Source organism: Limnospira indica PCC 8005 (assembly GCF_000973065.1).
GTDB lineage: Bacteria > Cyanobacteriota > Cyanobacteriia > Cyanobacteriales > Microcoleaceae > Limnospira > Limnospira fusiformis.
Genome location: NZ_FO818640.1, coordinates 1449582 through 1476087, shown reverse-complemented (window position 1 = coordinate 1476087; position 26506 = coordinate 1449582). Strand labels below are relative to the sequence as shown.

Annotated in this window: 18 protein-coding genes; 11 read left to right on the top strand and 7 right to left on the bottom strand. The window is 44.3% G+C overall.

What is annotated here, in order from left to right:
* Positions 1-188: 188 nt before the first annotated feature.
* The 8 genes from XZ46_RS06565 to clpP all read left to right on the top strand — a co-directional run bounded on the left by XZ46_RS06565 (position 189) and on the right by clpP (position 10566).
* Complete coding sequence (locus XZ46_RS06565; protein ID WP_006620908.1) at positions 189-2126, top strand: carbamoyltransferase family protein; 1938 nt, start codon at positions 189-191, stop codon at positions 2124-2126.
* 16 nt (positions 2127-2142) lie between these two features.
* Entirely contained in the window at positions 2143-2637 is a 495-nt protein-coding gene (locus tag XZ46_RS06560) for an SxtJ family membrane protein (RefSeq protein WP_006620909.1), read from the top strand.
* On the top strand, positions 2637-2801 hold the full coding sequence (locus tag XZ46_RS35270) for a DUF5989 family protein (RefSeq protein ID WP_006617091.1): 165 nt from the start codon (positions 2637-2639) through the stop codon (positions 2799-2801). Before XZ46_RS06560 ends, XZ46_RS35270 begins: the two co-directional genes overlap by 1 nt.
* Positions 2802-2889: 88 nt before the next feature.
* Positions 2890-4293, top strand: a complete 1404-nt coding sequence (locus tag XZ46_RS06555; RefSeq protein WP_008049211.1) for a hypothetical protein — start codon at positions 2890-2892, stop codon at positions 4291-4293.
* 78 nt (positions 4294-4371) lie between these two features.
* On the top strand, positions 4372-5733 hold the full coding sequence (locus XZ46_RS06550; protein ID WP_048894966.1) for a hypothetical protein: 1362 nt from the start codon (positions 4372-4374) through the stop codon (positions 5731-5733).
* Positions 5734-5748: 15 nt separating this feature from the next.
* The gene (locus XZ46_RS06545) at positions 5749-8745 is read left to right on the top strand and encodes an FAD-binding and (Fe-S)-binding domain-containing protein (protein WP_008049209.1); all 2997 of its coding nucleotides are present in this window, start codon (positions 5749-5751) and stop codon (positions 8743-8745) included.
* A 23-nt stretch (positions 8746-8768) separates the two neighbouring features.
* Positions 8769-9905, top strand: coding sequence for an acyltransferase family protein (locus XZ46_RS06540; protein ID WP_006620914.1), 1137 nt, complete (start codon positions 8769-8771; stop codon positions 9903-9905).
* A 58-nt stretch (positions 9906-9963) separates the two neighbouring features.
* Positions 9964-10566, top strand: coding sequence for an ATP-dependent Clp endopeptidase proteolytic subunit ClpP (gene clpP, locus XZ46_RS06535; RefSeq protein WP_006668109.1), 603 nt, complete (start codon positions 9964-9966; stop codon positions 10564-10566).
* A 314-nt stretch (positions 10567-10880) separates the two neighbouring features.
* Here clpP and XZ46_RS06530 read toward each other — a convergent pair whose 3' ends face one another.
* Positions 10881-11627 (bottom strand): slr1353 family protein, encoded by a 747-nt coding sequence (locus XZ46_RS06530; RefSeq protein WP_228116499.1) that lies wholly within the window; start codon positions 11625-11627, stop codon positions 10881-10883.
* A gap of 290 nt (positions 11628-11917) precedes the next feature.
* On the opposite strand from XZ46_RS06530, the gene XZ46_RS06525 reads away from it, so the two are divergent.
* Complete coding sequence (locus XZ46_RS06525) at positions 11918-14209, top strand: ribonuclease R family protein (RefSeq protein ID WP_048894965.1); 2292 nt, start codon at positions 11918-11920, stop codon at positions 14207-14209.
* A 248-nt stretch (positions 14210-14457) separates the two neighbouring features.
* On the opposite strand, the gene XZ46_RS06520 is transcribed toward XZ46_RS06525, so the two are convergent.
* From XZ46_RS06520 to XZ46_RS06510, 3 genes are all read right to left on the bottom strand, one after another.
* Positions 14458-15141, bottom strand: a complete 684-nt coding sequence (locus XZ46_RS06520; RefSeq protein ID WP_006620919.1) for a class I SAM-dependent methyltransferase — start codon at positions 15139-15141, stop codon at positions 14458-14460.
* Between the two features lie 199 nt (positions 15142-15340).
* Positions 15341-15637, bottom strand: a complete 297-nt coding sequence (locus tag XZ46_RS06515; RefSeq protein ID WP_006620921.1) for an HU family DNA-binding protein — start codon at positions 15635-15637, stop codon at positions 15341-15343.
* A 245-nt stretch (positions 15638-15882) separates the two neighbouring features.
* Positions 15883-19866, bottom strand: coding sequence for a magnesium chelatase subunit H (locus XZ46_RS06510; protein ID WP_008049206.1), 3984 nt, complete (start codon positions 19864-19866; stop codon positions 15883-15885).
* 335 nt (positions 19867-20201) lie between these two features.
* On the opposite strand from XZ46_RS06510, the gene XZ46_RS06505 reads away from it, so the two are divergent.
* Positions 20202-21536, top strand: a complete 1335-nt coding sequence (locus tag XZ46_RS06505; RefSeq protein WP_006668112.1) for a TrkH family potassium uptake protein — start codon at positions 20202-20204, stop codon at positions 21534-21536.
* 81 nt (positions 21537-21617) lie between these two features.
* Entirely contained in the window at positions 21618-22316 is a 699-nt protein-coding gene (locus tag XZ46_RS06500; RefSeq protein WP_006668113.1) for a potassium channel family protein, read from the top strand.
* Positions 22317-22321: 5 nt separating this feature from the next.
* Here XZ46_RS06500 and XZ46_RS06495 read toward each other — a convergent pair whose 3' ends face one another.
* The 3 genes from XZ46_RS06495 to XZ46_RS06485 all read right to left on the bottom strand — a co-directional run bounded on the left by XZ46_RS06495 (position 22322) and on the right by XZ46_RS06485 (position 26498).
* Positions 22322-22723 carry a hypothetical protein gene (locus XZ46_RS06495; RefSeq protein ID WP_008049203.1) on the bottom strand — a complete coding sequence of 134 codons (402 nt, stop codon included), beginning with the start codon at positions 22721-22723 and terminating at the stop codon, positions 22322-22324.
* Between the two features lie 182 nt (positions 22724-22905).
* Positions 22906-23430: an RNA recognition motif domain-containing protein gene (locus XZ46_RS06490; protein ID WP_006620927.1), complete on the bottom strand. Its 525-nt coding sequence runs from the start codon at positions 23428-23430 to the stop codon at positions 22906-22908.
* Positions 23431-24071: 641 nt separating this feature from the next.
* Positions 24072-26498, bottom strand: a complete 2427-nt coding sequence (locus XZ46_RS06485; protein WP_048894964.1) for a zinc metalloprotease HtpX — start codon at positions 26496-26498, stop codon at positions 24072-24074.
* Between the last annotated feature and the right edge of the window lie 8 nt (positions 26499-26506).

Genomic DNA, 26506 nt, shown 5'->3' with positions numbered 1-26506 from the left:
GTGGTAGTCTGTTGGCGATCGCCAGTTTCGGCTAACCCCCTTACCCTAATGACTACCAGCCCTTATGCAATTAAATTTTCCCATTCGCGTTAACCTTGACCAGGAATTCGCTATAATCTGTGGATATTTTAACCGTTGACCCACAACTAACCCCAAAAACCTTAATTCCATTCTGTGAGGAAATATGAATGAACATACTTGGAATCTCGGCTTACTATCATGACAGTGCAGCCGCTCTCGTGCGGGATGGAGAAATTATCGCCGCCGCCCAAGAGGAGAGGTTTTCGCGCAAAAAACACGATGCCAGATTTCCCCACAACGCCATTCGCTACTGTCTTCAGGAAGCAAATATCACCCTATTCGATGTCGATCGCATCATTTTCTATGATAAACCCCTAGTCAAATTCGAGCGCCTGCTAGAAACCTACATCAGCTATGCTCCCCGTGGGTTTCGGTCTTTTCTGGCTGCCATGCCAATTTGGTTAAAAGAAAAACTTTATCTGAAAACCGTATTAAAAAAAGAACTTTCAGCCATCATGGGGGTCAAAAAAGCCAAACTCCCCCCCCTCATGTTTACCGAACATCACCAATCCCACGCCGCCTCAGCCTTTTTTCCCAGTCCCTTCCAGAAAGCAGCCGTCATGTGTTTAGACGGTGTAGGGGAATGGGCCACCACTTCCGTATGGTTAGGCGACGGTAATAACCTGACCCCCCTGTGGGAAATCGACTTTCCCCACTCTCTCGGTTTACTGTACTCAGCCTTCACCTACTACACCGGCTTTAAAGTCAACTCTGGCGAATATAAACTCATGGGGTTAGCGCCCTATGGTCAACCTCGCTATGTTGATCGGATTTTAACCCATTTAATCGACCTCAAGGATGATGGCACATTCCGGTTGAATATGAAGTATTTCAACTATGCCACCGGGTTAACCATGACCAACAAGAAGTTTGACCAGTTGTTTGACGGACCCCCTCGGAAAGCCGAAGGCCAACTCACCCAACGGGAAATGGATATCGCCGCTTCCATTCAGGTAGTCACAGAAGAAGTAGTGCTGCGTCTAGCTCGGACCGTACAAAAAGAACTCAATGTTGATTATCTGTGTTTAGCCGGGGGAGTCGCCCTCAACTGTGTAGCTAATGGTCGCCTGTTGCGAGAAGGTCCCTTTAAGGATATTTGGATACAGCCCGCAGCAGGAGACGCAGGAGGTGCATTAGGGGCAGCTTTGGCTGTTTGGTATCAATATTGTGAACAACCCCGCCAGGTGAGGCAGTCAGCCGCTATAGAGAACGAAATCGAACTCGAAGCCGCCGGAGCCACCGAAACAGCAGTCGCCACGATAACCCCTCGGGTTATTCCTAGCACCGCCCCCGCTGATATGATGAAAGGCTCCTATTTGGGTCCCTCTTTTAGCAATTCCGAGATTCAGGATTATCTCAATTCCATTGATGCTAAATATATGTATTTGGCAGATGTTGAATTGATGCCTAGGTTAGCCGAAATTTTAGCTAATGGTCATGTCGTCGGCTGGTTCCAAGGTCGGATGGAATTTGGGCCGCGTGCTTTGGGAGGTAGGTCAATTATTGGCGACCCTCGTAACACTAAAATGCAGTCCGTCATGAATCTGAAAATTAAATATAGGGAGTCTTTCCGACCCTTTGCGCCTTCCGTGTTAGCAGAGCGTGTCGCTGATTATTTTGAACACAATACCCACAGTCCTTATATGTTGATGGTGGCTCCCGTTAAGGAGTCTCGCCGGATTCCTATGACCCCCGAACAAGAAAAACTTTTTGGGATTGAAAAGCTCAATATTCCCCGGTCCGAAATTCCCGCTATTACCCATGTCGATTATTCCGCACGCATTCAAACTGTACACCCAGAAACTAACCCCCGCTATCACAGTCTAATTAGTCATTTTGAAAAACTTACAGGCTGCGGTCTACTCGTTAATACCTCTTTTAATGTGCGGGGTGAACCTATTGTTTGCACCCCCGAAGATGCCTACCGCTGCTTTATGCGGACCGAGATGGATTATCTCGTTTTGGAAAATTATCTACTCGCCAAAACTGCACAAACTCCCTGGTCAAAAGATGATTCCTGGAAAAATGAGTTTGAGTTAGATTAATCCCTAGGAGCCACTTATGGTGGCTTCTCTCCCCCCAGGATCGCTGTTTTTCCCGGTTCTCAGTTCTCTGTTATATAATTGGTTGCAAAAATCCACTATGACTGATCACGATATCCCCAAACTTGATCGAAAAGGCTTGCGGGAATTTGGCTTGACAACAGGTGCAATTTGTGCTGGCTTGTTCGGCTTACTGCTACCATTAATTTTCCGCCACTGGCCGCCCCCAGCTTGGCCCTGGGTCGTAGCCACTATTCTCTGGGTTTGGTCTTTCCTGTCTCCGTCAACTCTCAATCCGATTTATTATACTTGGATGCGGATAGGTTTGGTTTTGGCTGGGATTAATACCCGAATTATTTTGGGGGCTGTGTTTTACGTTATGATTGCACCGATGGGGGCGATTAAGCGTTTATTTGGCTCTGATGCCATGAGACGAGATCTAGATCCTAACGTATCAACCTACCGGGTTCCCAGTCAAGTCCGTTCAAGAGTAAGTATGGAGCGTCCTTTCTAGTGTTTGAAGCAACATTAGATTTTCTGAAAGATTTGTGGGGTTTTCTGCGGGAGCGCAAAAAATATTGGCTGCTACCGTTGATTATTACTATGGTGTTATTGGGGGCTCTGATTGTCCTTAGTCAAGGGTCAGCGATCGCACCTTTCATTTATACTTTATTTTGATACTGTATTAGCGTCGAAATTGTTGGCAATTGGGGGAAAGAATAATTTTCTAACCCCCTAATTTCTTGATTTTCCTGACCTGGATTATATGAAAAATCTGCCATTATTTAAACGACCATCAACCCCCATTGAGGAAAAATCCGCTAAACGGGGGGTGGTTAGTCGAGAGTTGCTCGGAATTGTGGGCATTAATTTAGCCCTAATTTTACTCATCTTAGAAGTCGTACCTCTCCTGTTTTACCTAGTCACAGAACAGCGGTTTATTTATACTCATAATCGTGATAAAACCGCCACAAATCAACTTCTAGAACAGATAGGGGTGAGGGAACAACCTACCGGAAACAATGATGATAAAAATGCTATAGTCGAGCGTTTTCACCCCTTTTTTGGCTATGTATTAAAACCCGGCTTATTTGCGGATAATCCCTTTGGCTTGCGGGTGAATAACTACGGATTTTTTTCTCTCCACGATTACCCCTTTATCAGACTGAATGATAATCAGTTTATTATTGGTATCTTTGGCGGTTCTGTAGCCGTTGATTTTGCCAACTATGAAGTCACTCACAAGGAATTATCAAATACTTTAATTCAACAACTCAGAACAGTTCCCGAACTAGCAAATAAAGAATTTATTATCTTAAACTTTGCTCATGGGGGTTATAAACAACCTCAACAGTTATTAATTCTCAACTACTTTTTATCCATTGGTCAGGAATTAGACCTAGTGGTTAATATTGATGGTTTTAATGAAGTCGCATTACCACCATTAAATAATCAAGCATCCGTCCCAGTTTCCATGCCGAGTTTCCAACACATTCAACCCCTAACCGCCTTGGCTAATACTAATATTCCCGTGGTTTTAGCTTTGGCGGAAATGAACGAAACCAGGGAAAAATTAGTCCGTCAAATTCAGCGTTTAGAAAACTGTAAACTCGCCTCCTGTTATGCTTGGAATTCCTATCAAGTTAATCAACTAACTAGAAGATATCAAAGCCAGGTATCCGCCTTAGATACAATGCAGATTGAGTTACGACAAAATGAAGATGATTTAGCTAATAGTTTAATTTCCATACCCCAAAATCCCCAGGTTTTACCAGATGACATAGCCTTTGATAAAATGGTAGATATCTGGTTTAACTCTTCCCAAATGATTCATCAAACTTTAGCAAATAAAAATATCCCTTATTTTCATGTAATACAGCCTAATCAGTATCATCCCACCCAAAGAACTTTCACCGCCGAAGAAATTGCCATTTTTGATGATAACCCGTATATAGAAGGAGTTATACAAGGCTATCCTCGGTTACTTGCTAGAGGGAAAGATTTGCCAAATTTTGGTGTTAATGTTATCAATGCTGTGACAGTTTTTGACACCAAACCAGAAACGGTATATAGAGACAGTTGTTGTCACTATACACCCAGAGGTCAAGAAATCTTTACTGAATATATTGGCAATTCCATTGTTAACCGTCTCCAGTCAATAACCCCCTAAGTATTCGGCTATAACTTATATATGAGTTGCTAATGTTTGACAGTTTCGATGATTATCACCTCCTATTAATCTATGATAATGAAACACAAATTTAATCGCAAGCAAATTAAAGAAGTTGGCAAAATTATCTTAATTAACCTATTGTTGTTAGGGTTTTTTGTAGAATTGGGTTCCCTGGGTTTTTATTTAGTCCGCCATAACCAGTTATTTTATACTCGTCAACGACCAAGCAGCATTGAAGAAATGGGTTTGAACCTAGAAGGTATGAGGATGGAAATTTCTATCGTAGAAAGACTACATCCCTATTTCGGATATGCACCTAAACCAGGTCCTGATTTTCGTCCGGGGTTCAAATATAATAACTATGGCTTTATTTCTCCATATAATTATCCCTTTGTCAAAACTAACGAAAATCAATTTATCGTGGGAGTATTTGGGGGGTCAGTAGCTTCTAACTATTCTATCTATGAGATTCAAAATGGAATTTTAGAGACCAAAATTCGAGAAGTGCCCGGTTTAGAAAATAAAGAACTAATTATTTTATCCTTTGCTACGGGAGGCTATAAACAGCCACAACAGCTTTTGATTTTGAATTATCTGCTGTCTGTGGGTCAGGTGTTTGATATGGTGATTAATATTGATGGGTTTAATGAACTGGCTTTATCTAGTGTTAATAATGAAAAAAAACTGGAATTAACAATGCCAAGTGCATCCCACATACAACCTTTAACTAATTTAGCCAATAATAGTTTATCTACCCAAGCCTTAGAAAGTATACTTAAAATTAAGCAAGCTAAACCCCGAATTAATCAGGTTGCTTCTAACTTAAAAAATTGTCGGATGGCTTCTTGTTATACTATCAATAATCTGGCTATCCAGGGATTAATTAAAGATTATTACCAGGAGGTTGAACGATTTCAAAGATATCAACAAATTCCTGATCATGACGGGGGAGAAGGCAGCGTATTTTTATTTTATACTCAAGAGTCAGTTTTACCGGAAGAGAAAGCCTTGGCTAAAATTACTGATACATGGGTGAGAACTTCTACGGTGATTAATCATATTTTATCTGCGAAAAATATTCCCTATTTCCATATTCTGCAACCTAACCAATATCATGTCACTAATAGGGTTTTTAGCAGCGAAGAAAAAGCGATCGCATTTACTGATAATACCCCTTACCGCCAGCCTATTGTAGCAGGTTATCCTCTGCTATTAAATCGAATTGCTGACTTGGAGGCGGCGGGGGTGACTATTTTTAATGGGGTGAATATTTTTGATGCTGCGCCAGAAATGATGTACATTGATAACTGTTGTCACTATACCCCGGCTGGTGAACATATCCTTTCGAGTTATGTGGCGGAAAGTATTAAAAATATACTTAATCAACGCCTAAATCCACCAAATCTTAACTTGGCTAATGAACCTCTCACTGACTAGCATAAAGGAGGATTGATGATTCCTAATTTACAGCCAGAAAATACTATCAATTCCGATTATTGGGGATTCTTGAATCAGTTAGAAAAAACTGATTTTTCTGGAGAGGTTAAGGGAGATTTTGCTACTCGTTTAGTAACCGCCACTGATAATAGTATTTATCAGATACTTCCCCAGGGAGTAGTTTACCCCAGAAACCATCATGATTTAGTGATTCTGTTGAAACTGGCTAGTCAAACTCCCTATCAAAATATCACCTTTTCTCCACGGGGAGGGGGAACCGGAACTAATGGTCAATCCTTATCTAGGGGAATTATTATCGATTGTTCTAAGTTTATGAATAACATCTTAGAAATCAATTTAGAGGAGGGATGGGTCCGCGTTCAGCCGGGAGTAGTTTTAGACCAACTTAACTCATGTTTACAGCCTCATGGTGTCTTTTTTGCGCCCTCAGTAGCGCCTAGTAATCGGGCGACTATTGGGGGAATGATTAACACTGATGCTTGTGGTAAGGGGTCGCGAATTTATGGGCGAACCAGTCAACACATTTTAGAGTTAACCTGGGTGTTACCAGATGGGACGGAAAGCCTATCCTTCCCTATAGATACTATAGCATTAAACCGCCTTAAAAAGCAAGGGGGGAGAGTAGGAAATATTTATAATTGTCTGGATGACCTTCTCACGGATAACCAAGATAAAATCAATCAGGTATTTCCTCAACTTACCCGATTTATGACTGGCTATAACTTGGCTAAAGTCTATTCTGAGGACAAACAAACTTTTAACCTTAATTACTTATTAGCAGGTGCGGAAGGTACTTTAGGAATTATCACGGAAGCCAAACTTAAACTTACGCCAATTCCCCAGGCTAAAAAATTACTGGTTATTCATTATGAAAGTTTTAATTATGCTTTAGAAGGGGCTATGGATTTATTAGCCTCGGAACCAGGGGCGATCGAAACTATTGATGAGACGATTCTTAATTTGGCTAAACAGGATGAAATCTATGATGCAGTTAAGGATTTTATCCCGTCTTCTGGGACTATCAATCTAGTGGAATTTGTGGGAGAAAGCGAGGCTGATATTCAACCCAAAATAGACTCAATTATTGCGAAAATTCAAGGGGGTAATCAGGGTATAAGTGGTTATTATTTGGCGAGAGATAATCAGGAAATTATCAATCTCTGGAAACTGCGTAGTAAAGGGGCGGGACTCCTGGGAAATCAACGGGGAAATCGTAAACCGATACCTTTTATAGAGGATACTGTGGTTCCCCCAGTGCATCTAGCTAAGTATATTGGAGAATTGCGGGGTTTATTAGCAGAATATCATCTGATTTATGGGATGTATGGTCATGTAGATGTTGGTTGTTTGCATTTGCGTCCAGCTTTGGATTTGAAGATTCCCGCAGATGCAGAATTAGTCCGCAAATTATCCGATCGCGTTGTAGCTTTAGTGCGTCAATATGGGGGAGTATTTTGGGGAGAACATGGTAAAGGTTTTAGGAGTGAATATACACGGGAGTTTTTGGGTGATGAATTATATCAAGTTTTCCGAGAAGTGAAAACTCTATTTGACCCCCAAAATAGACTAAATCCGGGTAAAATTGTCACGCCGATAGATAGTTTAGATACAGTAGTTAAATTAGATTCACCTATGCGGGGAGAATTTGACCGCCAAGTTAATCCTAGTAAAATTAGTGAATATGAAGGGGCGTTTAATTGTAATGGTAATGGCGCTTGTTTTAACTTCGATCCTGATGATGTGATGTGTCCTTCCTATCGGGTAACTCGCGATCGCATTCATTCCCCAAAAGGGCGATCGAGTTTATTGCGGGAGTGGCTAAGACTCCTAGAAAATCATGGTGATGAAATTACGGAAACCCCGACAACTTTAATCATGCGCCTCTGGAATACCCTCAAACAATGGCGGGGAGATTATGATTATTCCCAGGAAGTTTATGGGGCTATGAATGGCTGTTTATCCTGTAAAGCCTGCGCTAGTCAATGTCCGATTCATGTGAATATCCCGGACATAAAATCTAAGTTTTTGTATCTTTATCATACTCGATATTTGCGACCATTTAGAGATTATCTAATCGCCCATATTGAAACGCTGTCAAAGTGGCAATCTGTGCATCCGATAATAGCTCATATATTAAGCCAAAATCCTCTATCAAAAGCGGCGACTAAAACTCTGTTAAATATAGTCGATCCTCCGGTAGTGAGTCATCCCACCCTCAAGGAAGGTTTACGGACGCGCCACCACCCCAAATTTAATCTGGATAGGCTGCAAAATTTAAGTGGGTCTGAAAAGGAATGTAGTGTGATTTTGCTACAGGATGCTTTTACCAGTTTTTATGAATCTTCCCTGGTATTAGCAATCTATGATTTTCTGCACAAATTAGGATATAATGTATATATACCCGATTTTTTTCCCAGTGGTAAACCCACTCATGTAAAAGGATTTTTACGAGAGTTTAAAGCGATCGCTTCCCAAAACTGCGAATGGTTGCAACAATTAAAATCCCTAGAAATTCCCCTAATTGGTATTGAACCTAGTATAGTTTTAACCTATCGGGATGAATACCCGAAAATACTCAATTTTAGTCCAGCCTTACCAACCATTGACTTACTGCAAGAGTTTCTGAGCCAAAATAGCGATCGCTTACCGAAACTCAGCGCCAGTCAGCCTTATTTTCTGTTCGGACATTGCCAGGAAAAAACTGCGGTTTTAACCTCTCAAAAACAATGGCAGCAGCTATTTACTACTATGGGATTAGAATTAAATATCGTCAATACAAGCTGTTGCGGAATGGCGGGAATATATGGTCATGAAGCCGAACACTATCAGCAATCCCAGGACATTTATAATAGTAGTTGGGGGCGAATTATCTCAACCATAGATAATCCCAATCAAATCTTAGTCACAGGTTATTCTTGTCGATCGCAAATTCACAGATTTAGTCATTTTACCCCCAATCATCCCATCCAAGCATTACTAAAATTACTGTAAACTCAGAGGTATTGTGGAAATTGATGACCTGGAAAAATACTAAAATGCGCTTAATATCCCTTGATGTATTTAGAGGTATAGCGATCGCCGCCATGATACTGGTGAATAACCCCGGAAGCTGGGGTTATATGTATCCGGTATTGCAACACGCCGAATGGGATGGCTGCACCCCCACCGATGTAGTTTTCCCCAGTTTCCTATTAATTATGGGAGTAGCGATCGCCTTTTCTCTGTCCAAATTTGCCCGAGAACATCGTTTACCGGGCGAGAAAGTACCCCCATCAGTTTATAGTCGAATAGGGCGGCGATGTCTACTACTATTTCTGTTAGGCTTATTCCTAAATGGTTTTCCCCACTATGACCTAGCCAATATCCGAATCATGGGAGTATTACAACGAATAGCGATCGCCTATGGACTAACTGCGATCGCCATTTTAAACCTGTCGCGACGGCAATTGTGGCTAATTTCCATTCTCACCCTCATAGGTTACTGGGTAGCCATGACCATAATTCCCGTCCCCAGCTATGGCCCAGGAAACCTGTCACCAGAAGGCAACTTAGGCGCATTCATAGACCAAACAATTTTAGGTTCCCATCACTTGTGGCGAGGCGGTCCCTACGACCCAGAAGGATTATTTAGCACCGCACCCGCTACAGTTACCGTAATCCTCGGCTATCTTACCGGAGAATGGCTAAAATCCCAACCCCGAAACAGTTTCACCGTCATTAACCTAGTAATGTTTGCCCTCAGTAGCCTGGTGGTCGGCTATTTGTGGGGGGTATGGTTTCCCATTAATAAGGCACTGTGGACCAGTTCATTTGTATTAGTGACCGCTGGCTGGGGACTGCTATTATTAGCCTTCTGTTATGGGGTCATAGAAGTAAAAAACTGGCGACGGTGGGGGAAACCTTTGGAAATTATGGGAGTTAACGCCATATTTCTATTTGTGGCTTCCGGCTTACTCGCCAGGATCTTAATACGCATCCCGGTAGGTAGCGGACCCGTTAGCCCTAATCTGAAAACCTGGATCTATGAAAATATATTTGTATCCTGGGCGGGGCCACTCAATGGATCGCTGATGTATGCTGTAGCCACAGTCATATTTTGGTGGGCGATCGCCTATATTATGTATAATCGTCGGTGGTTTCTGAAAGTCTAGGCACAGAAAATCGCTACAATATATCTACAGTATCTATTAACAGTCTTAGCAGCACGTTATGATTCCAACCGTCATCGAACAATCAGGCCGTGGTGAACGCGCCTTTGATATTTACTCCCGACTCCTGCGCGATCGCATCGTGTTTCTAGGAACCCAAGTTAACTCAGATGTTGCTAACTTAATTGTGGCCCAACTGCTATTTTTAGACGCAGAAGACCCCGAAAAAGACATTTATCTATACATCAACTCCCCAGGAGGCGGGGTTAATGCGGGATTGGGCATCTTTGACACCATGAACCATATTCGTCCTGATGTCTGCACCGTCTGTCTGGGACTAGCAGCCAGTATGGGGGCATTTCTCCTCAGCGCCGGGGCTAAAGGAAAGCGTTACAGCCTCCCCCATTCCCGGATTATGATTCACCAACCCCTCGGAGGCGCACAAGGACAAGCTACCGATATTGAAATTCAGGCCAGAGAAATTCTGTATCTGAAACGGCAACTTAACGAAAATCTCGCTAAACACACAGAACAACCCCTGTCCCGTATCGAAGAAGACACAGAAAGGGATTTCTTTATGTCCGCCGAAGATGCGGTTAATTACGGCCTCATCGATCAAGTCATTAGTCGCCGTCCTTCTGCATCTAATCCCGTTGATAGTTAACATAGGCGATCGCACAGTCCCAAGCCCCTCTCCCTCTGGGATTTAATGTAGGGGCGGGTTAGGCAATTAATAATTAATAATGAATAATTGATAATTGATAATTAATAATTGTAGGGGCGGGTTCTGCTGTTAATTACCTCTGGTCAGCAAAAGAGTCATCAACCCGCCCTCTGGGGTTCTGCTGTCAATTACCTCTGGTCAGCAGAAGAGTCATCAACCCGCCCTTTGGGGTGGCGCTGTCAATTACCTATGCTAACAAGAAGACTAATAAACCCCCCTTTGGGGTTGGGGGTTGTTGGGAACTATCAAAAATGCTAAATAGATTGTAAATAGTGTAAAAAGTCTAGCAGTTCTTCAGGAGTTAAATGGCGACGCGATCGCTTTCCGTAGGTTTTTAGTAGATGTGTAGAACCCTGTTCCGCTGTCCAACCTAATCTTCGCAACTCAATATCTGTTTTGGCAATATCGTCAGACATATCATCAACATGGTAAGCAGTATTATAACGAGTCCCTTGGGAAAGTGTCACTGATGGCGGTTCTGGCTCATGAATAATCGTATTTTCGGGGGTTTCTAGTTCATCGGAGGGCAAATGGGGCAGAGAAGCGCCTCGGGCTTTGGTTTGGGCTGGGTTTTGGGTAGTTGTGGCATCAGGTAAAGATGGAGACCCGGTTTTAGGCTTCATATAGGTAGCAGATAGCCACTCATCAGAAGGCATAGCCATGGAGTCAAGCCCCAGAGTTTCCGCGCCAGTGGTGGGTGAGTCCACAGCCGACTGATTTGATAGATTATAAACAACGGGACTCGGTAAACTGTCTTCCATATTAGGTAAATCAGCCTTGGGTAAATTATCCCCGATTTTGTGTAACCCCAAACACTGTAGCGATCGCTCTCTGGCCCTATCCTCAGCCAACTCCACAGTTTCAGCCATACCTAGTCCCGATGCCAGAGTTACCCCGGCCACCTGTACCGATACCCGAACAATATATTGATTGTTCTCAATAGCAATTAACTCAGAGATAAGTCCCCCTGTGGGATAGCGGCTTCTAAATTGAGTGAACATAATCTTCAGTAAACTTATAGGATATAATTGGTTAGAATGTGGTCTCCGACGCAGCTCCTCTGCCCCAGAAAACACTTTTCCACCTGTGGGGCATCGTTGTACATCCCACCCTTAGCATTTTCTGTAAGGTTGCCGATCGCTCTCAACTAAAATTGTATCACTGTCTCTCAGGGGTGATTGGTTGGCATGGTGGGAAAAAGTGAGTCCTGGAAAAGTGGCTGAAACTAACAAAGGCAGAAGTGGCGTTAGAACTACCTATCCCCATCGACATCACGAAGGAAAATCGCTACATGGAATTTTCAATCGCTACACTGTTAGCCAACTTTACAGAGGATAAATCTGTAGCCCCCAAGGCTCTCGAAAAAAAACTGACCTCTGATGAAGAGAGTCTGCGAAAATTTCAGATCGCCATTGATGCTTTAGAGCGGATTGGCCTTTTGGAAAAAGATAAGGGCCGCTATCGTCGTATAGAACAGGAGAGTATTGTAGAAGCCAAATTGCGATGTTCCAGCAAAGGCTTCTGCTTTGCGATTCAAGACGCGGAAAGTGCCGAGGATGTCTACATCCGGGAAAGTCACTTGAGTACCGCCTGGAATGGCGATCGCGTCCTGGTGAGAATTATTAAAGAAGGCTCCCGTCGTCGTTCCCCCGAAGGAGAAGTTTATCTAATCCTAGAGCGAGCTAACCCCTCCGTACTCGCTCGCGTCAAAGAAACCAAAAAAGGATATCGCGCCGTCCCCCTAGATGACCGATTGCTATTTGAAATGAATCTGGTCAACCCCCCAGAGGAACTCGTTGATGCTGTCGATCACCTGGTTCATGTCGAAGTAGTGCGCTATCCTCTGGGTATTCATCGCCCTGTGGGTAGGGTGGTACAAGTTCTGGGTTCTGATGCTGAGGAAGCAGAAGACCTGGATATTGTTTGTTGTAAACATGATTTACCCCGGTCCTTTCCCAAAAGTGTACTACAGGAAACCGAAATCCTCCTAGCAGCTAGTGCTACTCTCAAAAATAGCGACTTGGAAAATCGACTTGATCTGCGCGACGAGCCGACTCTTTCCTTTAGCCCCGATTTGGGAAATCCTGAATTTTCAGTCTTCAAGCCAGAAGACGAACCCTGTCAATATACAATTGATCACGCCCTCAGCTTGAAAGAAACCGAATCGGGGAACTGGAAATTAGCGGTTCATATCGCAGATAGCTCCCATTATATTCAACCAGACACCTCCTTAGATCGCGAAGCCAGGCGGCGGGGTATCGGCATTTACTTAGCCGATAAATATATTCCTATTGTTCCCGCTCCCCTCAGTTGCGATCGCATTTCTCTGATACCAGGAGAAGATCGCCTGGCTTTGTCCATCATGATTGAACTAGGTCCTACCGGAAAAATCCTAGAATATGAAATTCAGCCCAGTATCGTCCGCGTTGACCGACAAATAACTTATCAGGAAGCCCAAAGTATTCTTGATGGCGAATCTTCCGAAGATAAGATTATAGAAGACCTCCTAGAAGTCAGTCGCGCCATTCGACAAATGCGGGAGTTGCGCGGTGGTTTTGAACTCAATCTTCCTGATACCCATTGTCATTTTAATGACGAAGGGGAACTCGGACCCATGATTTCTGGCACTAAATTAGTCTCTCAGGCTATGGTATCTGAGTTGATGATTTTAGCTAATCAGGTAGTTGCTTGCCACCTGCAATCCCTTGGGGTTCCTGCTATCTATCGCGTTCAAGCCGCCCCAGACCCCGCTGATGTCGCTGAATTGATCAAGTTGTCTATTCATCATGGCCTTGAACTAGAGCTTGATGATGAATCCGAAATTCAACCCCAAGATTTTCAAGTATTTACCCAAGCTCTGAAAAATACTCGTGCCGAACGGGTATTAACTTATCTACTTGAAGATAGTCTCAAACCTACTGTTTATAGTACCGTTCCTAAACTGCATTTTGGCTTGGCATTACCCGCCTATACTCACTGTACCTCACCCATTTCTCGCTATTGTGACCTGCAAATTTGTCGGGTTCTCAAAGCGGTATTTGAAGAGGGACGCGATCGCCGTTCCACTCGTTCCAAAGAACCAGTTAACCTCCATCATTCCTCATCAGAGGGCAAAATTTCCTGGAATGTCTTACCTTCAGAGTTACAACATGATCTCGAAACCCAGTTTGCTCAACTCGTCGTTCATCTCAGCGAAAGGGAAAGCGTCGCCGCTGATGCTGAGGAAGACCTAGAGGGACTCAAAAAAACTGGGTTTATGAAAGAACGCACCGGTCAAACTTTTATCGGTTTAATTACTGGGGTTCAGTCCTATGGCTTTTTTGTCGAGATTGAACTAGAGTCTCCTGGTGGTTCAACTCTCAGGGTCGAAGGGTTAGTTCATGTGTCTTCTCTGAAAGATGACTGGTACGAATACCGTTCCCGTCAGCAAACCTTAGTCGGTCGCAAAAACCGCAATCAGTACCGTCTTGGCGATAATGTGGAAGTTCAGGTTAAGAGCGTAGACTACTACCGTCAACAGATTGATTTGGTTGCTGTTGGTGGCGGTAGTGAAGCTATTGATGACCATGACGATAGTTTTTAGCTATCTGGTAGCTTCCCCATTTCCCTAGGGGGAGTATAACCGCAAAATTCCGATAATAACCCGATAATTATCGGCCCTACGCACCATCAGACTCTACCCAGTGGAACCCGGTTTTTATTGAGCTTTGATTAGGCTAAAAAACCGGGTTTTTTGACTATTTTCCTAGGGGAGTAGGACGGGAAAATTTCGATAATCACCCAATAATTATGGAGGCTACACACCATCAGAATTGCTGCTATAGAATCATGTCAACGGGAAATTATTTTCATCATCAGATTACCCCCTTTTTGGAAATGGTAGGGGACTGATTGAATTTCTACGGAATATTTTAAAGCTGTTAATTGCTCAATTAATCTTGGGAAAAATTCGGGAGTCTCTCCCCCAATACTAACTAGGGGAAATAGAAGAACAATACTGGCTACCCGGCATAATTCCAGGATAGCATCTCGGTGGAACTTTTCGGAAAGACGATCGCTATAGGAAAATAGAAAATGAGCCGATAAAGCTCGGTCAAACTGACGGTCAGCAAAAGGCAAATGCGGCAGTTCTGCGTCGATATAACGCCCGGTTTGTCGTCCTTGGTCAAAATCAGCCAAAAACTCATTCATCGCCTCTTTACGGACCTGTGCGAGGTGTTCTGGGGATTTTATTTGATGCCAGATGTAGTCTTCCCGGTTAGCTTCTACCTGTTGGATTACTATAGGCAAAACGAATTGAATACGATCGCTAATTTGGGCAGTGGAAAACCGATAAAGAGGGTCACAGGAAACCACAGAATAACCTCGGCGGGTCATCACTGCATTAAAACTCGCCGGACCCCCAGCACAGTCCAAATAAGAGCAGTGCAAATCATCCTCACTCAGAGCAAACATTTGCAAATACTCATCAAAACTGCGTCCCCAAGGAATCACTTGATTAACGGTAAATCCCATAATTTTGCCCAGTTCCCAAAACTCCTAAATCATGGCAACCCATAGAGAATCGCCATATATGCTAGTGGTAAAAAATGCGATCGCCTCTCCCGGTTAGGTGATGGTGTTGTACTGATAGGGGGTAGCCGTCGCGGTTGAGAAAATGCCACAAAAAAACAGGGGTGAGGCTGAAAATTGCCGATCGCCCCTGTCAGCAAGTCTATGCCACGTTTTCGTTACTTTCGTTAGCCACCCGTTCCTTAAAGGCTTTCCCAGCCGAGAAAGCTGGAACAGTAGTAGCAGGAATGGTCATGGGTTGTCCCGTGCTAGGGTTACGACCCTCACGAGCCTTGCGGTGGCGAGCCTCAAAAGAACCAAAGCCCACTAGAGTGACTTTTTCCCCCTCAGCCACAGCATCCATAATGCACTCACAGATAGCCGAAATAATGGCATCCGCTTGTTTTTTGGTAACGCCAGCCTTGATAGATGTTTCCTGAACCAACTGCTCTTTATTCATCGAAATACCTCCAGAATCATTTTCAGTGGGTGATTTTGCCCTGATGATCGCGCTTTGCAGTTCAGACTTATCAGAAATTGACAAGTATAAACCTTAAAATTCGCGCTAAGTTTCACGCCTTCGGCACCCTGGGAATCCTTTTTGAGGGGGGCCTGAGCCCGAAAATACTACAGAATAGGATTTACAGGCTCAGGATACAGCATACAACAGCAGTCAGGGCAATTTGACAATCACCCAAGGCGAGATTACTCAATCCCCTCAATGCGGTCTTCAACCTCCTGGTATAACTCCCGCAGGCGATCGAGATTTTCTTCGCTAGTTTCCCAATACCCGCGACCATTCACCTCCAGCAGAGTTGTGACCATTTTACGGAAAGAATGGGGGTTAAGATTCATCAGACGTTGCTGCATAGCCTCGTCCTTGATAAAGGTTTCGTTAGTTTCCTCATAAACCCAATTATCCACAGCCCCAGCAGTAGCACTCCATCCCATGGTATTAACCAGACGCTTAGACAACTCTCGCACCCCCTCATAACCATGAGAAAGCATCCCCTCGTACCATTTAGGGTTGAGCATCTTCGTCCGTGCGTCTAGGCGCACAGTTTCCGAGAGAGTCCGAACTTGAGCGTTAGCCGTCGTGGTATCCGCGATATAGGAAGCCGGTTTTTTCCCGTCTTTCCGCAAGCTGGCGATAGTTTTGGTCGGGTCAGAGTCGAAATAGTGGGAAACGTCAGTTAAGCTAATTTCCGAAGAATCCAAGTTTTGGAATGTAGCATCAGCAGTTTTCAGGGAAGCCTCAAAAATCTGACGGTTATCATCCATCATCCCCGGATTATCCGAATTGAAGGCAAAAGACTTGCGGTTTAGATACATTTCCTGCAATTCTGCCTCACTTTCCCAGGTGCTATTTTCCACAGCTAAGTTAACGTTAGCTGCATAAGAACCAGAAGCATTGGAGAAAACACGGGTAGCAGCCTGTCGGATGTTGATACCTAGCTCTGCGGCTTGTTGTAGGGCGTGTTTGCGAACAAAGTTCATTTCCAGGGGTTCATCCGCTTCCGCTGCCATTTTAACCGCTTTGTCGAGCAGATTCATTTGGTTGATGAACAGGTCGCGGAACACTCCCGAACAGTTAATCACCACATCAATGCGAGGGCGGCCCAATTCTTCCAGGGGGATTAACTCCAACTTGTTGACCCGACCCAAAGCATCAGGAACGGGTTTGGCTCCAACCATCCACATAACCTGGGCCAAGGATTCCCCGTAGGTTTTGATATTATCAGTTCCCCACAGGACAACCGCGATAGTTTCTGGGTATTGACCCCCATTTTCCATTTTTTGCCGTTCTAGGAGTCGGTCTACCACGATTTGAGCCGATTTAACTGCCGCGACAGTCGGGATAGACTGAGGGTCCAGGGCGTGCATATTCTTCCCAGTGGGGAGAACGTCGGGGTTGCGAATGGGGTCGCCGCCAGGTCCGGGAAGGATATATTCTCCTTCCAAAGCACGGAGCAAGGCTCCCAATTCGTTATCGGCGCAAACCTGTTTCAAGCAAAATTCCAGATACTCAAACAGGGGTTTCATGGGTTCCGGGTCAATCTGGGTATAGCCCAAGTCGTGTAAGGCTTGCAACCAGGGTTCTTTTTTCCCCATGTTAAAGAAGTTGAGTTGCGAGATTTTGGAGACACGGCCTTCTGCGTCGGTTTGTTCTTGAACTAAAGCAGCGATCGCCGCACGGGTAGCATTTGTGATGTGCTGCAATTGGTCAACGTCCGCGAGAATGCCTTGGTTACTGTTGCGGTAGAGTTCCTCAATATCCCGATTAATGCTATTAGCGATAATCCGAGGCAGACTGAGTATCCCTTCTTCTTCCCGGTCTAAGCTGGCAATATTAACCAAAGTAGCGATCGCCTCTTCCGCACTCGGAGGCTTACCAATAACGTGCAACCCACAGGGAAGCAGGCGAGACTCAATTTCCATGAGTTTCTGATAAACCCGTCCCACCACATGATCGCGTTCTTCCTGGGTAAGTTCTGCTGGGTCTTGTTCCGGCAGGGCGATATCCTGATCCAAGTTCACCATACGGGATTTTTCGATAATGGTGCTAACAATTTGCACCCCGCGACCACTATCTTTCAGAGTTTGGTAAGACCCAATCAATTCGTTAAGTTCTTGGAGACCCTTATAGAGTCCCGCATTTTCCGCCGCCGGAGTCAGATAAGAGATAGTTTCCGCATAGCTACGGCGTTTAGCAATAGTCGCCTCACTGGGGTTATTAGCCGCGTAATAGTACAGATTAGGAATAGTCCCAATCAGGTTATCCGGGTAGCATTCCCCAGACATTCCCATCTGTTTTCCCGGCATAAATTCTAGGGAACCATGGGTCCCAAAGTGCAGCACAGCATCTGCGCCCCAAACCTGTTCTAGGTAGGTATAGTAAGCCGCGAAGCCGTGGTGAGGACTCGCCGACCGGGAGAACAGCAAACGCATGGGGTCGCCTTCATAGCCGAAGGTCGGTTGTACCCCGATAAACAGATTTCCGAAGGATTTTCCGTAAACTAACAGATTTTCCCCATCCGTGTTCAGGTGTCCCGGAGGTGGTCCCCAGTTTTCGTGGAGACGTTCCGAGTAGGGGGTGAGTCGTTCATACTGTTCTACCGACATTTTATAGGCGATATTCAGTTCTGGGCTTTGATATTGAGCAGTAGCATCATGGATAACCTGCTGCATTAAAGCGCCCGGAGACTCTGGGATTTCCGGGATATCATAACCGTTATTTTTTAACGCTTTCATCACCTCATAGATGGAACCGAATACGTCCAAATAGGCGGCGGTTCCGACATTCCCTTTATCCGGCGGGAAACTGAAAATAGTAATCGCGACTTTTTTATCAAGTTTTGGTTTTTTCCGCAGGTTAGCCCATTTGAGCGCCCGCTGACAGATAGCTTCGATGCGGTCTTGGAGGGCGATCGCCTTTCCCGTCGCTCCGTCGCGTCCTGACACAATAATCGGCTCAATAGCCCCATCCAATTCCGGGATAGCAATTTGTAGCGCCACTTGAATAGGATGCAATCCCAATTCACTTTCTTCCCATTCTTCCGTAGTTTGGAATACCAGGGGCAAGGCTACCATATAGGGACGGTTGAGCCGTTTTAGGGAGTCGATCGCTTTCGGGTGGTCTTGGCGAGCCGGACCTCCCACCAATGCGAACCCCGTCAGGGAAACCACGATATCAACCAGAGGTTGAGCCGGAATGCCTTTCGGTGGCGTATCCCAGAAGTAGGTATCTACAGGTTTGGAAAAATCCAGACCTCCCGCAAATACTGCCACCACTCGCGCCCCCATAGCTTCCAGTTCCTGCACCATAGCCACATAATGGGCATCGTCTCCCGTGACTAGGTGGGTGCGTTGCAGCACCAAGCCCACACAGGGCGCTAGGGGGTCCTTGGTGTCCTCTGGGATATCTTCGCGCCCGTTATACCAACTCAGATAATCATTGACATCCTCGAACATTTTAGGGGCCAGGGGATGCCAAATTCCCATATCGGGATACGTCACGGGTTCCGCAAAGTGCAGTTTTTCTTGGCCCTTAAAAACATATTTCTCTGCCAACATAAGCAGGAAGTTTTCCAGGTTTTCTGGAGAACCACCCAGCCAATATTGGAAACTCAGCATAAAGTTCCGCGCGTCCTGAGCCTTATCAATAGGCATATATTTCAGGACTTTGGGGAGGGTTTGCAGAAGTTTCAGCATTCCGTCCTGGAAGGAGGAGCCAGATTTTTCCTTCCGTTTTTTCATGAACTGGGCGATCGCGCTTTTGCTTTGTCCCAGTTGTGCCATAGAGAAGCTGCCCATTTTATTAAGGCGCATTACCTGTGGCATGGAAGGAAACACCACCGCCACATCTAAGCGATCGCGGTATGGGGCTACGGCTTCCACCACTTTATCAGCCAAATCTTCGATAAAGATTAATGAGGCGATGAAAACATTAGCCTCGGCTAGGTCTTTTTTAAGGTTTTCGTAGTTTTCCGGGTCTCGCAGTTCCTCGATCAGATAACCACTGATCTCGATCGCCAAGTTCGGATTTTTTTCATTTATGGCCCGCACTGCTGCTGACAAAGCGCTCTGGTACTGGGCCTCTAGCACAATATAGACGACTTTTAGAAGCGATCGTCCGTTGAGGGAATCCGGTTTAATGTGTCTAACGGTAGGCTTGACGTAGGTAAACATATTTAGTGTTCGTTCCTCGGTGTTCTGCTCTAAAGCTGTCTGGATAGGTAGACTATTGTGGATCAGCGATCGATCCGGTCAACATTTGGCAACGTCCTACATGGGATGCCGTCCCGCTAGGAGACAACCCTGATGACTTCACCATTGAGTATTATTACCATAAAATGAGCCAAAGTGGTTAGTGGAAGCCACTTTTTGACACAATTCGACAAAATTTTGGCCAATATTTGCAACAAAAATTTATAAATTGCCCAGTTAACAGTCTTGATTATATACACAAGTGTTAAATTTTATGATCTAGGATAAAGTTTTCTATATAAAGTTTGACACCTCTTATGACTGTACCAAGAACTATTTGTCTCGGCTTCTTAGCAGTAATTGCGATCGGCACATTCTTCTTATGGATGGATGATACCATTTATCACAGTAGTTTTGGCAATCCTATTACCGCACTATTTCTCGCCACTTCTGCCGTCTGTGTCACGGGTTTATCAGTTGTTGATGTTAGCGAATTTTATTCATTTTGGGGGCATTTTTGTTTAGTTAGCTTAGTGGAAATTGGAGCCTTGGGGTACATGACCGCCAACACCATACTTCTGCTATTAATTGGCAGAAAATTTGGGCTCCGAGATAAATTAGCACTCCAAAAATCTTTGGATACCGCCGGAATCGCTGGAGTCATGCCACTGCTCAGATCTATTATAGCGACTATGGCCTTATTTCAAATTGCCGGAGTTATCTTATTAATGATTGTTTTTCTTCCGGATTATGGCTTAAAAAATAGTCTGTGGCTGGCTATATTTCATAGTGTAAATGGCTTTAATAATGCCGGATTTAGCTTATTGGAAGAGAGCTTAGTTGATTATGTATCCTCTCCCATCGTCAATATAACAATGAGTATTTTAATTATTTTTGGTGGTTTAGGATATCAAGTAATCATGGAACTTTTTTTGTGGATTAAAACTACATTAAATAAAGAACCAATGCGTCGGGATTTTTCTCTACACTTTAAAGTTGTCACCAGTACCACTATAATTCTGCTATTTTCCGGGTTTTTCCTCTTTTTTATCACCGAATTTAATAATCCTCAAACCTTGCAGAGTTTAACCATATTCGGCAAAATGCAAGCCGCCTGGTTTCAATCTGTCACCAGCAGAACCGCTGGATTTAACACCATATCTATAGGAGATATGACATATTCAGGAATTTTGATTACTATGATCCTAATGTTTATTGGTGCTAGTCCAGGAAGTACAGGAGGCGGCTTAAAAACCACTACATCAAGAATATTGGTAAACTGCACCAAGGCAGCCCTACAAGGTCGAGATGAAGTCTTATGTTATCAGCGCAAAATTCCCTCCCCTTTGATTTTAAAAGCCGTCGGAGTTTTGGTCGGTTCCATTACTGTGGTTTGTGTAGCCACATTATTAATTGTGATTATGCAACCAGAATTAGGATTTGGTAGCATCTTTTTTGAAATTGTCTCAGCCTTTGGAACCGTAGGTCTGTCTACTGGCATCACTGGAGATTTTTCGATGCTCAGTAGATTAATTATTATTGCCACCATGTATATTGGTCGGGTGGGAGTATTATTGCTAATGTCTGCGGTTTTGGGTGATCCTCAACCTTCATCAATTGATTATCCAGAAGAAAACCTATTGGTGGGTTAACTATTGATTATCTACCAGGTAAACTCTAGCAATGGTAAAATCAACAGATTATTATCTATTTCATAGGATTGTTAGGACATCATGAATCTTTCATCTCTTAACTTTTTTCGGAATTTACGCGCCGAAAAACAACAATTTGCAGTCATTGGCTTGGGTCGCTTTGGACAGGCTGTTTGTTCGACTCTCAATGCTTCAGGCTATGAAGTTCTCGCCGTTGATAATGACGAAAAAAGGGTCAATGCGGCTTTAACCGATCGCATTGCTACCCATGCTTTACAATTAGACTCAACCGAAATGTCAGCTTTACGAGAGGCGGGAATATTTGAACTAGACACCGTAATTGTCGCCGTGGGGAGTTTCCTCGCCGAAAGTATTACCACCACCCTTAACCTCAAAGAAGCCGGGGTAGCGAATGTCGTGGCTAAGGCTTCCTCGGAAACCCATGTCAAATTGTTAAAAAAAGTGGGGGCGGATCTAGTTGTGTTCCCCGAAAGACAAATGGGACAGGAGTTGGCGCGACTACTCACGAAGCCTAGACTCGTGGATCAGTTTGAACTAGACCCTGATCATAGTATCGTCGAAATGGTGGTTCCTGATGATTTTGATACTAAAACTATCGCTCAATTAGAACTCCGTAGCAAATACGGTTTGAACCTATTGGCTATACGCACGGAAAATCAAACACTAGAAATCAATCCCCTACCTAACAAACGTTTAAAGAAGGGGACTATTATGGTGGTTTTGGGGTCAAACCAGGATATTAACCGACTTCCGATTTAGGGTAACTATTCCCTACCAGGATTAGACTGAGGAATGATTTTCCCTAAACTCAGATCATCTAAATCAATTCCCTGAGATCCTCGTTGCTCTAATTGATCTAATACACGGGTGAACTGAAACCATACCGAACCCGCCATCATTACGGTGACGGGAACGGATAAGGCGTAAGCTACACGGCTAGAAATGGCAAATATCTGCAAACAGGAAGCGAGGAAAACACAGATCCCTACCGCGCAAGCTAAATAGGGAGCGAGCATCCTAAATCCCCGTAATTGGGCGATCGCACGACTAGATTTATTAATTTTCCAGTCGTTGACCAGTTGCTTGAGGGTCGCCACAAAGGGAACACAGCAGATAATACCAACCCATAAGCCAGCAGCTAACAGAAAATATGGCGGCTCGTACATCATGATCATCCTATCAAAATTGCTGAATATAGCAATCCTAATTGATTTGTTACCCAATAGGCGATCAAGATACCAACCAGATCAGCCACACCAACCAACATCCCAGAACTGATCATAATTGAGAAATTTACAGTCTGGGATGGTTGACCAAATATGCAAAAACCGAAGCCTCAACCGGAGACTTAGGCTTGAGCAGATAGCATCTGTTTTAGCTTTTCTAATTCATTCGCCCAGCGGGGATCTGGCTGAATGGAATCGGGAGTGCTGCTAGAGTTGGCGTTAGCAGAACCTTGTTGATTCCGATTAGATTTTTTCTTCTTACCACCACCACTTTTTGTAGGTGCAGAACTTGGGCTAGAAGTGGGAGACTGGTTAGCAGCAACAACACCAGGCGTAGCCGTAGCTGTAGCCTCTCCACCATCAGAACTACGACCCTCTTCAGACTCTGGCTTGTTTTTCTTACGAGGTTGCGCCCTTTCAATTTTTAGCGCATTTTCCCCGAACATAAAGCCGTTGTACTTCTCAACGATTTGATCGGCTAAATCATCGCTTTGGACGGTGACAAACCCGAAACCGCGACATTTTCCAGTCTTGCGGTCGGTTATCACTTTCGCTGAAATCGTATCGCCTTCCTCTGCAAATACAGCTTGCAATTCTTTGCGATCGAGTTCTTTGGGTAAGTTTCCAACATACAATCTAACGGACATTAGTGATACCTCCAGTAGGAAAAATTTGATATTTGAGTTGAAAAATCTTGTTGAGTTCAGATCACGTTAATAAATCATAATTAAACTCAGCCTTGACTTGACAAAAAAGACCACTTGGTGTTACTTCCAGCCTGAACTCACTGAGTATGATCATTGGCTTCAATATATAAATGAGTTTCCTGGCTGGCTGAGATGAGCAGCCTCAAATATCCAAAAGATTGAGATTGATTTGAACGGTCGAGTGAAATTTGAGTCATGCTTCAAAAATATCTGCTATAGCTGTTCCTATCACTTTTGTCAATATGTTTTAAGTTTAAGGTTTCTATAGCTGCGATCGCAGTAACTAATGTCAAAGTAATTCAACTTCAAACCTGTTAAATGCTTCTTTAAGTTTAGTATGTTTTGGCGAAACAAAATCACAAATTTTATGGAACGACTAACTTGTTTGGCAATCTTTGCAGTCAGATCACTGCCACCACTGATGATCTACATAGACTTTTGCCATTGCTAAGACCACAGCAGCAACAGACCATCTTTCAAGATATCACAGATATCGCCTATATTCACGATGTTAACAAATGTAACATTGTTTGGGACAAAATGCAAACTTGATACATTAGAAATTCTAATGGTAGGTGTATTTAAAGTCTACCGCTAGAAATGATACTCGCTCCCCCAAAAGCCAGTGATCCGGCTAGAATGACTGACCACAAGGGATGTCCGCCATAGATACGGCTACGATCTGCCACATTTTCCAGTTTTTCTATATCAATCCAGGGAGTAGCCCCCCGTCGCCACCATCCAGTTATTTTAACCGAATTACCAATCAAATCAGAGGGATGGATGGATTTTTGCCAGAAGTTGGCCAGGGGTGTCCACTGGGGGATATAGTGGAGGGGAACTATACCGCTGGCGGTTTTTAAGATCAGTTCTTGACCCATGATATTACTAATTCCCGACCGTCCGATTAGCTGACCTTCTATGCAAATGGGTTTACTGTCAATGGGGATACTGTCGGGATTACAATATAGATCGCGGAGATTAGGATTGTGAATGATGGCCGCGGGTTTGATGTCGGGGAAAAATTGATTATTTCTCCAAAATATACCTAAACTGACACCAATGGGAACACAACCCCACAGAATCGCCCGATCCCCATATAACCATTCTAGTTGCCAAATCCCTAGCTTGCCGAAAATTGCCCCTAATAGCCAGATTAGCAACCCGATCGCTAATCCCGTGGGTAATCCTAAATAAGGGGCGGCTTGCATTAAAAGTTTAGCGCGATCGCCTCGCGAATCAGACAGGGACTTAACTTCAAGGTTTAACTGAGTTTCTATTTGCCAAAATTTGCCATAACTGTTGAGAATCAGTAGGCGATCGCCTAATAGGGGATGAGAATTGCTAATCTGTAACCAGTAGCGATGGGGATTTCTCAGATCCCACGTTAATAGGGATTCAATGTCCCAGCCTTGGTTCAACCCGATCAGTGGACTTGGCGGGGAACTAACCAATACACTACCCAGAGTCATCCCCTGGGTAGGAGCGATCGGGGTTAATAAGTCCAACCCTTCTAATAAAAAGGTAGTATTGTCTAACTGGGGTGTGGTCTGTGAGATACCAATAGCCATTTTTAGCAGCGCCCTGGTCAAACCATTGGGATTTCCGGTTAAATTACAACAGATGCGATCGCTATAATAAACCCGCCGCCTCGAAATCCACAAAGCCGGAAACCGGAGAATCTGATAAACTCCATAAGCCAATACCGAAACCGGGAAAGCTATCACCCGCAGAATGTAGGTCGCTGGTTTTAATATAGATAGGGCTACATCAGGAATTAATGGGGGTTCAGACCTAACTCGCTCAAAACACCATTGCGCGCCGATAGCTGAGTATTGATAAATCAAGTAGGGAATTTGCACTAATAGGGTAATAAACGACATCACCAGAAAATCCCAATTTCCCACACTCGCGATTTCTCGCGCGTAAATGGTAGCTATTTCGTCAGGGGTTAGGGTATCGAGTAAACCCTGGCTAACCACAATTCGCACAAATCTTGGCCAGCATCCTAATGTCATGGCGATCGGGGTAGCGGTTGGTAACACTCGCAGCGCCGGAAATTTCCAATTTCGCGCTTTACAGTAGTTTTGTAGGATGCGATTGGCTTCTGGAGATAATGCTAATAATTTCGTCCGGGGGAGGGTTTCTTGACCGTAACATAATTTCAGCAATCCATCCCATAGCCAGGGGGAGACTATAAATAATAACCCTAAAACCCAGTACAGCCATTGGTTAGGATTGCGGTATAGCCATTGAATGGGTCGCACCACGGGTAGGGATATCAGGATATTATTGGCGTTTCTGAACAGAAATTCCACAATGCGAGGACTTATCCACAGCAGGATAAATACGGTTAGGAATTGTTCGATCCTTAATCGGGTGACTTTCAGTTTCCCTATTTTTCGCCACTTGGTCGCCCTTTCCGCTTCTTTCCATTGATGGGAATGTGAAACTGTCTCAGTTTCCGTCGGGGTGGTCCAGGTTTGCGCTTCCTCTGGGGGACTCTCTGGGAGAGAATTGCTGATTACTTGGGGCTGTTGTTTCTGCGGTTGGTCTGATTTGATCTCAATTGGCGGTTTGTTTAATGGGGGGATGGGTTTTGGTTTTGGTTTGGCTTTAGGGGTGGTTGATTGAACTTTGGGCGGTTGTAAGTTGGGGTCGAAGGGAACAAATCCTGTCGCTACGGTAGGGGGGACTGAGGGGTTAGGCTGGCGACTTTGGAGTTGCTGGAGTTGATTACTAGCCCAAGTTCTGATTTTTTCTGGGGTCTCTAGTGTGAGTGTTTGACATAGAGAAATGGCGCGATCGCTTTGTCCGCTGCGATCGTATGCTTTCACCAAGCCAATTTGGGCTTTGAATCCGACTTTCGTATGGGGTTGAGAGTCGGCGATGGGTTCTAAAAGTGCGATCGCCTGTTGGTATTGTTTCTGTTTAATCGCTGCTAACCCCAACTCTAGGGAATTTAAGTCGGGGTTTAGTTCTTCCTTACTGCGATCGGTAGATGACATCAGCCTAT

Excerpts from the sequence above, each read along its gene's own strand:
- clpP (WP_006668109.1), top strand. The coding sequence starts at position 9,964 with ATGATTCCAACCGTCATCGAACAATCAGGCCGTGGTGAACGCGCCTTT.
- XZ46_RS06525 (WP_048894965.1), top strand. The coding sequence starts at position 11,918 with ATGGAATTTTCAATCGCTACACTGTTAGCCAACTTTACAGAGGATAAA.
- XZ46_RS06530 (WP_228116499.1), bottom strand. The coding sequence starts at position 11,627 with ATGTTCACTCAATTTAGAAGCCGCTATCCCACAGGGGGACTTATCTCT.
- XZ46_RS06485 (WP_048894964.1), bottom strand. The coding sequence starts at position 26,498 with ATGTCATCTACCGATCGCAGTAAGGAAGAACTAAACCCCGACTTAAAT.
- XZ46_RS06500 (WP_006668113.1), top strand. The coding sequence starts at position 21,618 with ATGAATCTTTCATCTCTTAACTTTTTTCGGAATTTACGCGCCGAAAAA.
- XZ46_RS06555 (WP_008049211.1), top strand. The coding sequence starts at position 2,890 with ATGAAAAATCTGCCATTATTTAAACGACCATCAACCCCCATTGAGGAA.
- XZ46_RS06560 (WP_006620909.1), top strand. The coding sequence starts at position 2,143 with ATGGTGGCTTCTCTCCCCCCAGGATCGCTGTTTTTCCCGGTTCTCAGT.
- XZ46_RS06495 (WP_008049203.1), bottom strand. The coding sequence starts at position 22,723 with ATGTACGAGCCGCCATATTTTCTGTTAGCTGCTGGCTTATGGGTTGGT.
- XZ46_RS06505 (WP_006668112.1), top strand. The coding sequence starts at position 20,202 with ATGACTGTACCAAGAACTATTTGTCTCGGCTTCTTAGCAGTAATTGCG.
- XZ46_RS06520 (WP_006620919.1), bottom strand. The coding sequence starts at position 15,141 with ATGGGATTTACCGTTAATCAAGTGATTCCTTGGGGACGCAGTTTTGAT.
- XZ46_RS06515 (WP_006620921.1), bottom strand. The coding sequence starts at position 15,637 with ATGAATAAAGAGCAGTTGGTTCAGGAAACATCTATCAAGGCTGGCGTT.
- XZ46_RS06540 (WP_006620914.1), top strand. The coding sequence starts at position 8,769 with ATGACCTGGAAAAATACTAAAATGCGCTTAATATCCCTTGATGTATTT.
- XZ46_RS06510 (WP_008049206.1), bottom strand. The coding sequence starts at position 19,866 with ATGTTTACCTACGTCAAGCCTACCGTTAGACACATTAAACCGGATTCC.
- XZ46_RS06550 (WP_048894966.1), top strand. The coding sequence starts at position 4,372 with ATGAAACACAAATTTAATCGCAAGCAAATTAAAGAAGTTGGCAAAATT.
- XZ46_RS06490 (WP_006620927.1), bottom strand. The coding sequence starts at position 23,430 with ATGTCCGTTAGATTGTATGTTGGAAACTTACCCAAAGAACTCGATCGC.
- XZ46_RS06545 (WP_008049209.1), top strand. The coding sequence starts at position 5,749 with ATGATTCCTAATTTACAGCCAGAAAATACTATCAATTCCGATTATTGG.
- XZ46_RS06565 (WP_006620908.1), top strand. The coding sequence starts at position 189 with ATGAACATACTTGGAATCTCGGCTTACTATCATGACAGTGCAGCCGCT.